This is a genomic window from Enterovirga sp. (genome assembly GCF_035325185.1).
In the GTDB taxonomy this organism is placed as follows: domain Bacteria; phylum Pseudomonadota; class Alphaproteobacteria; order Rhizobiales; family Beijerinckiaceae; genus Enterovirga.
Genome location: NZ_DAOLAJ010000015.1, coordinates 5617 through 20286, shown reverse-complemented (window position 1 = coordinate 20286; position 14670 = coordinate 5617). Strand labels below are relative to the sequence as shown.

At 68.6% G+C, this 14670-nt stretch carries 10 protein-coding genes; 7 read left to right on the top strand and 3 right to left on the bottom strand.

What is annotated here, in order from left to right; genetic code table 11:
- Window positions 1-10: 10 nt before the first annotated feature.
- Window positions 11-1960 (bottom strand): TonB-dependent receptor, encoded by a 1950-nt coding sequence (locus PKD06_RS04925; protein WP_324378172.1) that lies wholly within the window; start codon window positions 1958-1960, stop codon window positions 11-13.
- A 436-nt stretch (window positions 1961-2396) separates the two neighbouring features.
- Window positions 2397-4424, bottom strand: a complete 2028-nt coding sequence (locus PKD06_RS04920) for a carbohydrate porin (RefSeq protein WP_324378170.1) — start codon at window positions 4422-4424, stop codon at window positions 2397-2399.
- 405 nt (window positions 4425-4829) lie between these two features.
- Here PKD06_RS04920 and hisS point away from each other — a divergent pair, with 405 nt between their 5' ends.
- The 7 genes from hisS (at window position 4830) to pncB (ending at window position 13657) form a co-directional block, all read left to right on the top strand.
- Complete coding sequence (hisS, locus tag PKD06_RS04915; RefSeq protein WP_324378168.1) at window positions 4830-6329, top strand: histidine--tRNA ligase; 1500 nt, start codon at window positions 4830-4832, stop codon at window positions 6327-6329.
- 105 nt (window positions 6330-6434) lie between these two features.
- Entirely contained in the window at window positions 6435-7025 is a 591-nt protein-coding gene (locus tag PKD06_RS04910) for a hypothetical protein (RefSeq protein WP_324378166.1), read from the top strand.
- Between the two features lie 297 nt (window positions 7026-7322).
- Window positions 7323-8441, top strand: coding sequence for an ATP phosphoribosyltransferase regulatory subunit (locus PKD06_RS04905; RefSeq protein ID WP_324378164.1), 1119 nt, complete (start codon window positions 7323-7325; stop codon window positions 8439-8441).
- Window positions 8438-9412: an ATP phosphoribosyltransferase gene (hisG, locus tag PKD06_RS04900; RefSeq protein WP_324378162.1), complete on the top strand. Its 975-nt coding sequence runs from the start codon at window positions 8438-8440 to the stop codon at window positions 9410-9412. Before PKD06_RS04905 ends, hisG begins: the two co-directional genes overlap by 4 nt.
- An 82-nt stretch (window positions 9413-9494) precedes the next feature.
- Window positions 9495-9995 (top strand): META domain-containing protein, encoded by a 501-nt coding sequence (locus PKD06_RS04895; RefSeq protein WP_324378159.1) that lies wholly within the window; start codon window positions 9495-9497, stop codon window positions 9993-9995.
- Window positions 9996-10184: 189 nt separating this feature from the next.
- Complete coding sequence (locus PKD06_RS04890) at window positions 10185-12281, top strand: ABC transporter ATP-binding protein/permease (RefSeq protein WP_324378157.1); 2097 nt, start codon at window positions 10185-10187, stop codon at window positions 12279-12281.
- A gap of 83 nt (window positions 12282-12364) precedes the next feature.
- Window positions 12365-13657 carry a nicotinate phosphoribosyltransferase gene (pncB, locus tag PKD06_RS04885; protein WP_324378155.1) on the top strand — a complete coding sequence of 431 codons (1293 nt, stop codon included), beginning with the start codon at window positions 12365-12367 and terminating at the stop codon, window positions 13655-13657.
- Window positions 13658-13673: 16 nt separating this feature from the next.
- On the opposite strand, the gene PKD06_RS04880 is transcribed toward pncB, so the two are convergent.
- Entirely contained in the window at window positions 13674-14582 is a 909-nt protein-coding gene (locus tag PKD06_RS04880) for an HlyD family secretion protein (protein WP_324378153.1), read from the bottom strand.
- Window positions 14583-14670: the final 88 nt, after the last annotated feature.

Here is a 14670-nt window from a genome sequence, read left to right as displayed (position 1 = left end):
GCCGGTATTTTCAGAACCGCGCGGTCATGAAGAGGCGCACCGTCCGGCCGGGCATCAGGATCTCGTCCTTACGGAAGGAGGTCGCGTTGCGGATGTCGTCGTTGAGCAGGTTCTCGCCGCGCAGCCCGACCGTCACCTCGCTCATGCCGGTGACCTTGCGGTCGAGCGCCTTCGTATAGCTCAGCTCGGCGCGCAGGTTGTCCCAGCCCTTGGTCGTCGTCTCGTAGGGCGAGACGCGGTTCTGGTCGAAGGCGTGGAGCAGGCTCACGCGGGCGAACCAGCCCCCGTCCCGCCAATAGACCCCGCCGCCCAGGCGATGCGGCGGGATGCGCGGCACCGGGCCGTCGCCGTCGAAGCTCGCATGGACGAAGTCGTAGCGCCCCTCGATGCCGGCCATGCCCGCGCCGATCGGCAGAAGGTCCAGTTGCCCGGCGATCTCCGTGCCCCAGAAGGTGGCGTTGCGCTGCGAATAGACGATCTGCTGGAGTTCGTCGCCCGAGCCGCAGGAGTCGAAATCGTCGTCGCAGCGGGCGCCCGTCTGCCGCTTCCAGATGAAGCCGGAATAATGCGTGTAATAGGCGGCCGCGTCGAGCCGGAAGGCGCCGACGTTCCGCTTCAGGCCCAGCTCGATCGTGCGGGCGCGCTCGAGCTTGAGATTCGGATTGCCGATCTCGAAGGTTGCCGTCGCGTCGTGCGCGCCGCGCGAATAGAGTTCCGCCACCGTCGGTGGGCGTTCGGAATAGAGGCCCGTCAGGCTCGCCACGAAATCGTGTGGCAGGTCCTGGTAGGCGCCGAAGGAGGCGCTCTTCGCCGTGAATTCCCGCCGGCTGTGATAGGAATAGGGCTCGTCCGGCGCTCCCGTCGGCAGGTAGTCGGGGGGATAGGAGGCGGCCGTGCCGGTGACGCGCGTGGCCTCGATCCGCCCCGACCCCTGAAGCCTGAAGCCGCCGCCGAGATCGAACTGCTCGAAAAGGTAGCCGGCGAGAAGCCGGCTGTCGGCAGGCGCCAGCAATCCGCCCGCTTCGCCCGACGTGCTGACCTCGCGGTGGCCGGCCTGGATGCCGACGAGGCCGGTCAGCCTGCCGAAATCCGTTGCGACCGGCACGTGCTGCAACTCGGCCCGCGCTTCGGCCTCCCGGTTCTTGAAGGTGGCGCGGACGCCGTCGATCCCATATTCGTCGAGGCCCGCCTCGTCGTGCTTGTAGGTCGAGCCGCCGATCCAGAAGCGGAACGCTTCGAAGGGGCCGCCCTCGAAGCGGTATTCGCCCTTCGAATAGACCTTGTCCTGCTCCGGGTTCAGGCGCGTGCGGGAGATCGCCTCCTCGCCGCCGGGAATGCCGTAGAGCGAAGAGGAACGGCTGGCCCCGATGCCGATGAAGCCGTTCTCGCCGATCCACGAAATGCCGACCGCGCCGCCCTGGTGGCGGGCCTTGGAGTTCAGCTCGGTGCCGCGCGGGGTTCCGTAATCGTCGCTCTGCGTCCTGTAGCCGTCCGCGTGGATGGCGACGTTGCCGCTGCCGGCGTCGAGGGTCGCCGCGGCCTCGCTGCCGTTGCTCACCGAGGAATAGCCCGAGAGGATTCGCGCCGTATATCCGCCCTGCGGGATGAAGCTCGGAATGCGCGAATTCTCCGCATTCACGATGCCGCCCACCGCCTGCGAGCCGTAGCGCAGCGCCTCGGGGCCGCGGATCACCTCGATCCTGTCCTGGACGAGCGGGTTGATCGGCACCGCATGGTCCTCGCCGAGGGCGGAGACGTCCTGGACGCCGATGCCGTTCTCCTGGATGCGGATGCGGTTGTTGTCGAGGCCGCGCAGGATCGGACGCTCGGCGCCGCCCGGCGCATAGCTCGACGAGGCGGCGCCGAGGCGATCGGCGAGGGCGCCGCCGAGCGTCGTCGGCTGCTCGCGGGCGATGGTTTGCTGCGACAGGTCGCGGGCGGCGAAGCTATCCGGCGTCAAGGCCGCCGGAGCGGCCGTCGGGACGGGGGCGGCCGGGGCCGGGGAGGCGGCCTGCCGGGGACGGGCGGCCGGGTGGGAAGCAACTGCGCGCGAGGCCCGGCGGGGTCGCGCCGCCTTCGGCCTTGCATGCGGGGCGGCATGCGCCTCCGGGCCGGGCCGGGGCGCGGCCCGTTTCTCCGCCGGAGCGGGGACGAAGACGGGAGGAAGCGCCGCCGATTGGGCGAGGGCGGATCCCGAGCACAGGACGAGAGCGAGGGTCGTTGGGAGGATAGGTTTCATGTCACGCATTGAATGTTACAACGTAACATCGAGCAGATCGCGGACGGGAAGGCAAGCGCCACCGGGCGCCGGGCGCTCATTGACGATGCGGGTGTGTCTTTGAGGCCGGGCCGGAATTCTCCGCCGCCGTCATCCCGGGCCGCCGCGGAGAGGGCGCTCAGAACTCGGCGTGCAGCCTCGCTGCGAAGAGGTTCACCGGGCCGCGATCGGCATTGTAGCCGGGGCGGGCCACGAGCTGATAATCGAAGGTGACGTCGACGGAGCCCGCGAGGTTCAGCTTGTAATAGGCTTCGAGCGCATGTTCCGGGGCGTAGCTCAGGCGTCCGTCGCCGAGAAGAAGGCCGAGTCCCCCGGCGGCGAGATAGTCGCGATGCGCGTTCGAGATCGCGTTGTAGGTCGCGCCGATCCCGACCGTGTCCTTGGGACGGTTCCACATCGTGCCCTTGAGCGCGAAGCCGCCGGACAGCGAGCGGTCGATATCGGTGAAGGAGAGGATCTCGGAACGCCCGTCGTTCCAGCTCGCGCGGGCGAACAGGCCGAGGTCGTCCGTGATCGCCTTCTCGAGATTGACGTAGAAGCCGCTCTTGCGGCGGTCGCGCCGGGTCAGCAGGGCCGCGTCGTTCGGATCGGGCAGGCCGAGGATATCCGCCGTCACGAGGGCCGTGCGGTAATCCGCCGTCCGCCCGACATTGGTGAAGGCGCCGATCCGCAGCTTGCCGGGCTGGTCGAAGAGCGAGAAACGCTGCTCGAATTCGACGACCGCGCCGCCCTTCTGGGTGATCCGCGGATCGAGCACGTCGCTGTTGGGCTCCTTGGGAACCTGGAACAGTCCGGCGCGGACGGCCCAGTCCTTCCGGTTCAGCTCGGCGACGGCCCCCTGGGTGAGACCGGGCAGGTTGGCCGGAAAGTCGTAGGCGCCGGAGGCCCAAAGGCCCCAATTGTTGAAATTCGCGCGCGGATCATGCGCATAGGCATTGTCGTCGAAGATGTCGCCGACCGCGATCTTGCCGATGGTGAACGTGATGCGGTCGATGTCGCGCGTTCCGGCGATCTGGCTCGGGCCGTCCTCGACGGTCTCGGTCTCTCCCCCGAGCCCGAAGGTCTGGCGGAAGAAATAGCGCTGGGCGCGGAACTTCGGATAGGAGGCGCCGGCCTTCTGGGCCTCGCCGTTGACATAGCCTGCGATGCCGAGCGTGTTGCTGAGGCCGTAACCCTGGTTCAGCTCGGGGTTGAAATAGAGTTCTCCCCCCTCCCAGAGGCGGCGGCCGAAGAACCCGCTCAGGGTCCAGGTCTGCCGCGACTGCGTCGGCAGGAAGCTGTTCTGGCCCGTATAGGGCGAGCGGAAACGCGGCGTCGCCTGCTGGATATAGGTCGTCTGGCCGTGGATGCTCCAGTCGGAGGGCTGGCCTTCCTCCTCCTTCGGCTCCGGCGCGAGCGCCATGCCGAAGGGGCGCCAGGTGAGGCGCGCGGCGACCTCGTCGCTGTCCAGCCGCGCGCGCGGGACGGAGGTGAAGGGCGTCCCGTTCCGGCTGAACCGGATCCGCTGGTAGTCGATGCCGAGGGCGAGGGTGGGCGTGATCGCGGTCTCGATCCCGAATCCGTAGGAGAAGCCGAGATCGTCCGAGGTGTCGCGCGTCGTCAGGAAGGGAGAGGCCGCGACGAAACGATGGCGGCCGAAGGCGAGCCCGGCCGTGCCGTAGAAGAGATAGTTGTCGAAAGCATAGCCGAGACGGCCCCGCAGGCCGCCGCCGAGGCTCTGCTTCGCCGTGACGGAATCGGCCGTGCCGTCGAAGGCCAGGGAACGCTTGGTCGAGGTCGTGCCGAGCCGGCCCTCGACGCCGTAGACGATCGGGCCGGCCTGCCACAGATAGCCGGCGAATCCGCCCGCGTTCCAGGGCGTGGCCGATCCGGCCGTGGTGAAGGTGCCCGACAGGCCCGCAACCATGTCCGGCCCCAGCATGAAGGGGCTCGTCCGATAGCGCCCGTAATTGCTCCCGGCGCCGGCGGAGAGGCCGAGATAGGGGCCGCTCCAATCCGCGTGGCTCGCCGCATCGATGGGTGGGAAGAGCCGGCCGGCCTCCTGCGCCGCCGCATTCAGGGCGAGGCAGGCCGAAGCCCCGCAGGCCGCCGCCGTCGCCCGCAGCGATCGTGTCGCCCGCAGCAGCCCGGCCGCCCGAATGCTCATCCCTTCCCGATCCACCGCCACTCGCCCCTCCGAAACCCTTCCGCTTCCGGCGGAATCGGCTCGCTTCCATGCCTGGGCGCATCTCTCCGGAGCGGGCCTTCGGCTCCTGCGCGAACCGGGACCATCCCGCCTGGACATGCGCTAGCGCAACTACGCCGGGGATTGCGACACTTGGACGACACACCCCGTGCCTCGCCTGTCGATATTGCAGGTGCGACTTAGTTGCAAGTGGAGGCGGAGAGATATAGCGCCGTCCTCGTCCTTCCATGCGCGCTGCCACATGCGGTGTTGCGGTGCGGACACGGCCCTGCCATTCCCGGCCGGATCGCCCGTTTCAAATGCGCCGATGTTCTCTCGACATCGTGGCGCGGAGGCATCAGAAGGGCGCCTTCCGAGAGAAGCCAGATGTCCAATACCCTCAAGGCTCGCCTGCCGCGCGGCTTCGTCGACCGGCCTGCCGCCGACCTCGCCGCCACCGAGCGGATGCTCGATGCGATCCGCAGGACCTATCGGCTCTACGGCTTCGAGGCCCTGGAGACGCCCTTCGTCGAATACACGGAGGCCCTCGGCAAGTTCCTGCCGGACCAGGACCGGCCGAACGAAGGCGTCTTCTCCTTCCAGGACGACGACGAGCAATGGCTGTCGCTGCGCTACGACCTGACAGCGCCGCTCGCCCGTCACGTCGCCGAGCGGCTCGACCAGCAGAGCCTGACCCTGCCCTACCGCTCCTACCGGGCGGGCTGGGTCTTTCGGAACGAGAAGCCGGGTCCGGGCCGCTTCCGCCAGTTCATGCAGTTCGACGCCGACACGGTCGGCTCCGCCTCGCCCGCGGCGGATGCCGAGATCTGCATGATGATGGCCGACACGCTGGAGGCGGTCGGCATCCCGCGCGGGCAATATGTGGTCAAGGTCAACAACCGGAAGGTCCTCGACGGCGTCATGGAGGCGGTCGGCCTCGGCGGCGCGGAGAATGCCGGGCGGCGGCTGACCGTGCTCAGGGCGCTCGACAAGTATGACCGCCTCGGGATCGAGGGGGTGCGCCTCCTGCTGGGTCCGGGCCGCAAGGACGAGAGCGGGGATTTCACGAAAGGCGCGGGGCTCGGGGAGGTCGCGGTCGAGCGTCTCCTCGTCTTCGTCGGAGGTGGAGAGAGTTCGGGGGGAGGGCGCCGGCTCGACGCCCTTCGGGCGGCGGTCGGCGACAGCGCGGCCGGCCTCGCCGGCATCGACGATCTTGCGGCGATCGAGAGGTATTTCGAGGCGGCGGGATATGGCGACGGCCGTATCGTCATCGATCCGACCGTCGTGCGCGGCCTCGAATACTATACGGGCCCGGTCTTCGAGGCCGAATTGACCTTCTCCATCACCAATGACGAGGGCCAGACCGTGCGCTTCGGCTCGGTGGCCGGGGGAGGGCGCTATGACGGACTCGTCGGGCGCTTCCGGGCCGAGCCCGTGCCGGCGACGGGGTTCTCCATCGGCGTCTCGCGCCTGCTCGCCGCACTCCAGCACGTGGGAAGCCCGCTCGCGGCTTCGGGCGCGCATGCGGGGCCGGCCGTGGTGCTCGTGATGGACCGCGATCGCATCGCCGATTACCAGGAGATGGTCTCGAAATTGCGTCTGGCCGGCATTCCGGCCGAGCTGTATCTCGGCTCCGCGGGCATGAAGGCGCAGATGAAATATGCCGACCGCCGCAAGGCGCCCTGCGTCGTCATCCAGGGCAGCCAGGAGAAGGAAAAGGGCGAGGTCCAGATCAAGGATCTCATCCAGGGCACCGAGCGTGCCGTCGTCGATGCCGCCGCCTCGAATGCGGAATACCGCGCCGCCCGTCTGGCCCAGATCTCGGTTTCGGAGCAGGATCTCGTTGCGGAGGTCGGCAAGATATTCGATCGTCACGGCCTGAGGTGACGTCGCGCCGCAGGGCGTGGAATGCCGGAACCGAAGCGGCGCTCGGCGTTTGGCGCGGCAGGGAGCTCCGCAATGGTGCGCAAGCAGGATACGAGAACAATCAAGATGCCCGGCAGAAAAAAGCCCGCCAAGGGAGAGACGAAGACGGACGTCAAGGCGAACGCTGAGGAAGCCGCGCCGAAATCCGCTGCCAAGGCGAAGAGGGGCAAGGTCGCCGCCAAGGCCGAGACCGGCAAGGCGGAGGCGCCGAAGGCCAAGGTCAAGGCCGGGAAGACGACGCCGAACAGCCGCAAGCCAGCCCCGCCCGCCGCGCGCACCCCCGTCTCCCGCGTCACCTCGGCGCCGGCCACCGCCAAGCAGGCGCTCAAATCCGCCCGCGCCCAGGCCAAGGCGCTTGTCGCCGAGATTCCCGTGCCGGCGGGCCCCCCGCAGGTCCGCGACAGCGTGCGTGCGATTGGCAACCAGATCGCGAGCTGGCTCCACAGCGAACTCGGTCGGGCCATGCTCGCGGAGCTTCTCGTTTATCTCGCGCAGCAGATCTCCACGTCGGTCCAGAAGACCGCCGAGGAGATCGAGGAGCCGCCGCCCGCCGAGGCAGGGCCGGAGACCGGGGAGGACCCGGCCACGCCGAACGAGGCCGCCGCCCCGTCCCGGAAGGCCGGGAAGGGCGCCGGCAAGGCTCCGCCCGCCACCTGACGGGCATTTACCCTCGCTCTGGATAGCGGTCGCCCGCGCGCCCCGCCTGGGCTAGAGCATGGTCGGAAAAGGGGATGGCGGTTTTTCGCCCGTGTGGATCTGCGTTTCGAAGAGATCGCGCCCGGTTCGAGAAAGGATGTCTCGCGGAAACAACAGCGGGCTCTCATTTATTGGGGCCGCAGGATGTTTTCGGCAAAGCCCGGCTCCCCTTTCGGGCGGCATATTCTATGAGCCTCTTCCGAAAGGATCGGAGGGGTCGGTCCGGCGAATTTTCGAAAGGGCTCCAAGGGCGCGCGCATGACGAGTTCCGACACAGCCGCCGAGACCGGCGCGACGCTGCTGCGGCTCTTCGAGAGCCGGGGCTGCCGCCGCGTCGAGACGCCCGTGCTCCAGCCCGCCGACATCTTCATCGACCTTTCGGGAGAGGATATCCGCCGCCGCCTCTATCTCACGCAGGACGGCCAGGGGCGGGACCTGTGCCTTCGGCCCGAATACACGATCCCGGTCTGCCGCCGGCATGTCGAATCCGGGCGCGAGGCCGGTGAATACTGCTATCTCGGCCCGGTCTTCCGGCAGCGCCAGGAAGGCTTCGGCGAGTTCCTCCAGGTGGGGGCGGAATCGATCGGCCGCGCGGATCCCTGTCCGGCCGATGCCGACATGCTCGGCCTTGCGCTCGACGGTTACGTGGTCGGCTGGCGCGAGCCCTATAAGGCGCGGCTCGGCGATATGGGGCTGCTCGAGGCGGTGCTGGACGCGCTCGAAGTGCCCTCTTCCCTAAGACGCCGGATCACGCGCGGGCTCGCCGCCGGCAAGGGTGTGAAGGCGCTCGCGGGCGGGGAGGCGCCGGAGACCTCCCGCTATGCGGGGCTCCTCGCCGCGATCGAGGGGCAGGACCCCAAGGCGGCGCGCGCCTTCGTCGAGGACGTCATCTCCATCGCGGGGCTCGCGCAGGTCGGCGGGCGGAGCGCGGCCGAGATCGCCGACCGCTTCCTCGCCAAGGCGGAGAGCCGCTCGGATCTGACCGAGCGCAGCCGCTCCGTCCTCCAGCGCTATCTCGCCATCCGGGGCGACCTCGACGATTGCGCCGATGCGGTGCGCATGCTGGCGCGCGAGGAGGGGCTCGACCTCGACGCTGCCCTCGACCGCTTCGAGGACCGCATCGGCTTCATCGCGGCGCGGAGCATCGACCTCAAGCGCCTCGTCTTTGCGGCCGATTTCGCCCGCGTCCTCGACTACTATACCGGCTTCATCTTCGAGATCCGGCAGGCGAGCCGGCCCGAGGGCTGGTACGTCGCCGCCGGAGGGCGCTACGACCGGCTCTTCGAGCATCTCGGCCGGGAGGGGGAGAAGCGGGTCCCGGTGCCTGCCATCGGCTGCTCCTTCTGGCTCGACAGGTTCGCGGGAGCGGAAGGATGAGCGATCAGCAACTCGTCATCGCCGTGCCCTCGAAGGGGCGGCTCCAGGAGAACGCGGCGAATTTCTTCCGCCGCGCCGGGCTGCCCATGAGTCAGGCCCGCGGCGCGCGCGATTATCGCGGCTCGCTCGCCGGCCTGCCGGAGGTGGAGGTGATGTTCCTCTCCGCGGCCGAGATCGTCGCCCAGCTCGCGAGCGGGGGCGCGCATCTCGGCGTCACCGGGGAGGACCTGCTGCGCGAGGGCGTGGCGGATGTCGAGAAGCGGCTCGAGCTGATCACGCCGCTCGGCTTCGGCTTCGCCAATGTGGTGGTCGCGGTCCCGCAATCGTGGATCGACGTGCGCACCATGGCCGATCTCGACGAGGTCGCCGACGCCATGCGCGCGAGGCACGGGCGGCGGCTGCGCGTCGCGACCAAGTACATGAACCTCACCCGCGCCTTCTTCGCCGGGCACGGATTGCTCGATTACCGGATCGTCGAGAGCCTCGGGGCGACGGAGGCCGCGCCGCAATCGGGCACGGCCGACATCATCGTCGACATCACGACGACCGGCGCGACCCTCGCCGCCAACGGGCTCAAGGTGCTCGACGACGGCACCATGCTGCGCTCGGAGGCCAATCTCGTCGCTTCGCTCGCCGCGCCCTGGGGGGAGCGGGCGCGGGCGGCCGCGCGCACGGTTCTCGGCCGGATCGCGGCCGAGGAGGCCGCCCGCACCACGCGCGAGATCAGGGCGGCGCTGGATGTCGGGAGCTTCGACCTCGCGGCCTTCCGCGCGCAGACCGGCGCGACGGTTCCCGCCGGGCGCGCGAACGACCGCATCCTGGTCGTGCATTGCCCGGCGCCCAACGTCTTCGCGGCGGTGGATGCGCTCCTGGCCGCGGGGGGCGAGGACATCACGGTCTCGACGCCGGAATATCTGTTTCGGACGTCCAATCCCCTGAGCGACAGGCTGTTCGGGCGCCTCGGCGAATGACAGTGGCGTCCGTGCCCTATTGTTGCGCGATTCTCGTGGTTATCGGCGCGCATTGCATGCCGTTATGACGATGGGGATAGACATGCGGGCACTCGGCATCACGATTTTCGCTGCCGTCATGGCCTTCTCGGCGACGGCCGCGCAGGCGCAGAGCGAGGCGGCGCGCGGCTGGGGCGCCGGCCGCCGCGGCAGCGATGACCAGAAGGCGAACAACGCCTTCGCCACGGTCAAGAAGACCGACCAGGACAAGCGCTTTCCGCTCGGCGCATCCTGGATCGCGGTGAGCCTCAACGGCAAGCCCTATACGGGCGCGGAGCGGCCCGCCTTCTCGCTCGACGAGCAGTTCCGCGTGCGCGGCTTCGGGGGCTGCAACAGCTTCGCCACCTCCGCCTTTCCGCTGCGCGAGCAGGGATTCGCGGTCGGGCCGCTCGCGCTGACCAAGCGCGCTTGCGACAAGGGCAAGATGGATTCGGAGATGGCCTTCCTCACGGCGCTCCGCACCTCGGCCAAGTGGGACACGCAGATCGGCACGCTCATCATCAAGGGGCCGAACGGCGAATTGCGCTTCGAGCGCTCGCTCTGAGGCAGGTGCGACCGAGGGACCGGGCACCGCCTCTTCGCGCGACCTGGAAATCCGGCTAGAGGGGCGCGAATCTTTTCCGACCGCGCTTGGCGCCGGACGGTCCATCCCAACTCGCGAGGTCGCCTGCGCTCACGTCGAGCGCGACGGAGACCTCGGGCCGCCCGACGCATTGGCGGCAGGAGCCCCGCCATGCAGCTTCTGGCCATCGTGACGGCCCTGTTCTCGGCCGCGAACATCGTGGCGGACAGGCTTCCGGTCTATGTGAGCCTCGGCGGACTCGTCCTGGCCGCCGTCATCCATCTCTCCCGGACGATCTCGCCCTATCTGCGCATCTTCATCGTGATGTATGCGGCGGGCTTCCTCTTCCTGGCCTCGCTGACCCTGGCCGGCGAGGCGGGTGTCCTGCCGGCGGCGATGGTCGAGCTGCTGCCGCCCGATTTCTCGGCGGCGGCCGCGATCGTCTTCGCGCTCATCGTCTACGGCGCCTCGTTCCTGCCGGTCATTCGGACCATCACGGCCCTCGCCGACCCCTATTTCGAGGCGAAGGCGTCCTCGGCCGAATTCGGCAATCCGTTCCGCTGGCTCGGCTCGACGGAGGGGCAGGTCGGCTCGCGCCTCGTCGCGCTCCTCGTCGCCATCAACTTCTTCCAGGTCGCGATGCAGATCAGGCTCAACGTCTGGTATCGCGACCTCTTCAACGCGCTCCAGGGCAAGGATCTGCCGACCTTCTGGCACCAGATCTTCCTCGTCTTCGTGCCGCTGGCGACGATCTGGATCACGGTCGCCGTCTACGAGATCTTCGTCGACAATTCCCTGCATATCCGCTGGCGGACCTGGCTGACGCGCAAGATGGCCTCGCGCTGGCTCGACAACGGGACCCATTACCGCATTTCGCTCCTGAGCCACGAAACCGACAACCCCGACCAGCGCATCCAATCCGACATCCGCCTCTTCATCCTCCAGGTGATGAGCCTGTCGATCCGCCTCCTCTCCCAGGCCGCGACGCTGGTCTCCTTCGTCATCATCCTGTGGGGTCTCTCGCGCGACTTCGTCATTCCGGGGACGAGCCTCGTCGTTCCGGGCTTCCTCGTCTGGCTGGTCGTGGTCTATGCCGTGGTCGGCACGTGGCTCACCCACGTCATCGGCAAGCCGCTGATCGGGCTCGATTTCCGGCAGGAGAGCGTCGAGGCGGACTATCGCTTCTCGCTGGCGCGGCTGCGCGAATATGGCGAGCAGGTCGCCCTGCTGCGGGGCGAGAAGGCGGAGACGGCGCGCCTCGACCTGTCCTTCTCCGAGGTGGTGCGGAACTACCTGCAAATCCTCAGCCGGCAGATGAAGCTGACGACCTTCACCGCCGGCTACAGCCAGCTCAGCGTGATCTTCCCCTACGTGCTGGCCGCGCCGTCCTATTTCCTGGGCCGGATCACCCTCGGGCAGTTCCAGCAGACCGCGAGCGCCTTCTCGCAGGTGCAGAGCGCGATGTCCTTCTTCATCTCGGCCTATACGACGCTCGCCGCCTTCAAGGCCAATACCGACCGCCTGACGACCTTCAACGCCTCGATGGCCCGCGCGGAGGCGACGGGGCTCGCGAGCGCGATCGACCTCGAGCCGCGCGAGAGCGGCGCCGACCTCTCTCTCCAGGGCCTGAGGCTCGCGCTGCCGGACGGAAGGGAGATCGTCGACATCAAGGATTTCTCCTTCGCGGAGGGCCCCTCGGTGCTGGTCACGGGCCCCTCGGGCTCGGGCAAGTCGACGATGCTGCGCGCCATTTCGGGAATCTGGCCCTTCGGGCAAGGCCATGTCGGGGTGCCCGCCGGCAAGAGCGTGATGCTGGTTCCCCAGAAGCCCTATATCCCCTCCGGCACGCTCCGTGCGGCGGTGACCTATCCGGGCCTCGACGCGCAATACGACGATGCCGCGATCGTCGCCGCGCTGAAGGCGGTCAGTCTCGGCCATCTCGTCGACAAGCTCGATGTCGAGGATGCCTGGGCGCACCATCTGTCGGGCGGCGAGCAGCAGCGCCTGTCGCTCGCCCGCGTTCTCCTCGCCAAGCCGGACTGGCTCCTCCTCGACGAGGTGACCGCCTCGCTCGACGAGCCCATGGAGGCGGCCATCTACGCGATCCTGCGCAGGGAGCTGCCGGACACGACGATCGTCTCGATCGGCCATCGTTCGACGCTGATCCGCATGCATGACAGGCAGGTCGAGATGAGCGAGGAGGAGGGCGGCCTCTTCGATCTGCGCGAGCGGGCCGCGCCGCCGCGCCCGCTCGCGGCGGGAAATTGAAGGCGCGGTTCCGTCGCGGGGGCCGTGACGCGCCCCCCGAAATGGGGCAGGATCGGCCGTGCAGCCTCTAGGATTGGTGCGCGATGGTCGATATCGCCACGCGGGTCTATAACCATAGCTGGAAGATCGACCCGATCGTCCGCTCGGTTCTGGATACCGACTTCTACAAGCTCCTGATGGCGCAGACGATCTGGCGCCGTCATCGGGACGTCGCCGTCAGCTTCGGCATGACGAACCGGACGACGCGCGTCCGTCTCGCCGATCTCATCGATCACGGCGAGTTGCGCGAGCAGCTGGACCATGTCCGCACCTTGCGGCTGTCGCGCGGGGAATCCACCTGGCTGCGCGGCAACACCTTCTACGGCCGCCGGCAGATGTTCTCGGCCGATTTCATGGAGTGGTTCGAAGGCTTCCGCTTCCCCGAATACGAGCTGACGCAGCGGGACGGGCAATACGAGCTGACCTTTCACGGCCCCTGGATCGAAACCACGATGTGGGAGATCCCGGCGCTCGCGATCCTGAACGAGCTGCGCTCGCGCGGCGTCACGCGCGACATGGGCAAGTTCGAGCTTCAGGTGCTCTATGCCCGTGCGATGACGCGGGTCTGGGAGAAGATCCAGCGGCTCAGGAAGCTGCGCGGCCTGCGCATGTCCGATTTCGGCACGCGGCGGCGCCACGGCTTCCTGTGGCAGGACTGGTGCGTCCAGGCGATGATCGAGGGGCTCGGCCCGGCCTTCACCGGCACCTCGAACTGCCTCATCGCGCTCCATCGGGAGGTCGAGGCGATCGGCACGAATGCGCACGAACTGCCGATGGTCTACACGGCCCTCGCGGACGGCGACGAGGCGAAGCGCGCGGCGCCCTACGAGGTCCTTGCCGACTGGCAGCAGGACTACCAGGGCAACCTCCTGATCATCCTGCCGGACACCTACGGGACGACCGATTTCCTCAAGCGCGCGCCCGACTGGGTCGCGTCGTGGACCGGCATCCGCATCGATTCGGTCGATCCCATCGTCGGAGGCGAGCAGGCGATCCGGTGGTGGGAGGCGCGCGGCCAGGACCCGCGCAACAAGCTCACGATCTTCTCGGACGGACTCGACATCGACACGATCGAGCGGCTGCACGCCCATTTCATCGGCCGCACCAAGATCAGCTACGGCTGGGGCACGCTCCTCACCAACGATTTCCGCGGCATGGCGCCGGACGGGGCCCTCGATCCGATCTCGATCGTCTGCAAGGTGATTGCCGCCGACGGCCGGCCGGCCGTGAAGCTCTCCGACAATCCCAGCAAGGCCACGGGGCCCCGCGAGGAGGTCGAGCATTACCGCCGCCTCTTCGGCGCGCAGGAGCAGGTGGCCCAGCCGGTCCTGGTGTGAGCGGCCTCTTCTCCCGCTACCATCCCATCCATGAGAATCCGAGCGGCCGGTCCCCCGCCGGGGGCTCGATCGAAACGGTCGCGGTGCGCCCCGGAATCAGGCGCGGATCGTCCTTGGGGATGTCCACCGCGATCCGCACCGGGATGCGCTGGGCGAGGCGGACCCAGGCGAAGGTCGGGCTGACATTGGCGAGGAGGTTCGAGGCGGCGGTGCGCTCGCGATCGGCGACGCCGGCCGCGATGCTCTCCACGCGCCCGGCAATGGTGCCGCTGTCGCCGAGGAGCGAGATCCGGGCGGCCGCCCCGGGTTTGATCCGCGAAAGCTTGGTTTCCTCGAAATAGCCCTCTACGCGGATCGTGTCGGTATCGACGAGGGCCACCACGCCCCGCCCGGCCTGGACATAGGTTCCGGGGCGCAGGTCGAGATTGGTGATGCGCCCGTTGACGGCCGCGTGGACCTCCGAGCGCGCGAGGTTGAGCCTGGCGAGGTCGCGATCCGCCACCGCCTGCTCGTAGGCCGCCTGGGCCGAGAGATGGAGGGCCCGCGCCTGCTCGACCTTCTGGTCCGAGACGATGCCGCCGCTCAGCTTGGCATAGCGCTCGTCGTCGAGCGCCTGCTGCTTGGCCGTGACGAGGCGGCCCTGGACGAGGGCCTCCGCCTGCCGGAGCGCGAGCTGGAACCGCTCCGGGTCGATGCGGAACAGGAGGTCGCCGCGTTTGACCTCCTGGTTGTCCTCGACGAGCACCTCGGTCACCAGCCCGGAGACGTCGGGGGCGACCGTCACGACGTCGGCGCGGACATGGCCGTCGCGCGTCCAGGGCGCCTCCATGTAGTAGTTCCACAGGGCGAGCCCGACGACGCAGGCCACCGCCACGACCGCGGCGGTGACGGCGATTCGCGGCAGCAAGGAGAGGACGCGGTTCATGGCAATGTCCGGGCCGCCAGCGCGACGGCCCCTCCCAGAAGGATGACGTAGAGGGCGAGATCGAAGAGCGGCGACAGCCAGACGAAGC

What these genes read in the sequence shown, in the direction of transcription:
- PKD06_RS04920 (WP_324378170.1), bottom strand. Translation starts at nt 4,424, where the DNA reads ATGAGCATTCGGGCGGCCGGGCTGCTGCGGGCGACACGATCGCTGCGG.
- hisS (WP_324378168.1), top strand. Translation starts at nt 4,830, where the DNA reads ATGTCCAATACCCTCAAGGCTCGCCTGCCGCGCGGCTTCGTCGACCGG.
- PKD06_RS04910 (WP_324378166.1), top strand. Translation starts at nt 6,435, where the DNA reads ATGCCCGGCAGAAAAAAGCCCGCCAAGGGAGAGACGAAGACGGACGTC.
- PKD06_RS04905 (WP_324378164.1), top strand. Translation starts at nt 7,323, where the DNA reads ATGACGAGTTCCGACACAGCCGCCGAGACCGGCGCGACGCTGCTGCGG.
- hisG (WP_324378162.1), top strand. Translation starts at nt 8,438, where the DNA reads ATGAGCGATCAGCAACTCGTCATCGCCGTGCCCTCGAAGGGGCGGCTC.
- PKD06_RS04895 (WP_324378159.1), top strand. Translation starts at nt 9,495, where the DNA reads ATGCGGGCACTCGGCATCACGATTTTCGCTGCCGTCATGGCCTTCTCG.
- PKD06_RS04890 (WP_324378157.1), top strand. Translation starts at nt 10,185, where the DNA reads ATGCAGCTTCTGGCCATCGTGACGGCCCTGTTCTCGGCCGCGAACATC.
- pncB (WP_324378155.1), top strand. Translation starts at nt 12,365, where the DNA reads ATGGTCGATATCGCCACGCGGGTCTATAACCATAGCTGGAAGATCGAC.
- PKD06_RS04880 (WP_324378153.1), bottom strand. Translation starts at nt 14,582, where the DNA reads ATGAACCGCGTCCTCTCCTTGCTGCCGCGAATCGCCGTCACCGCCGCG.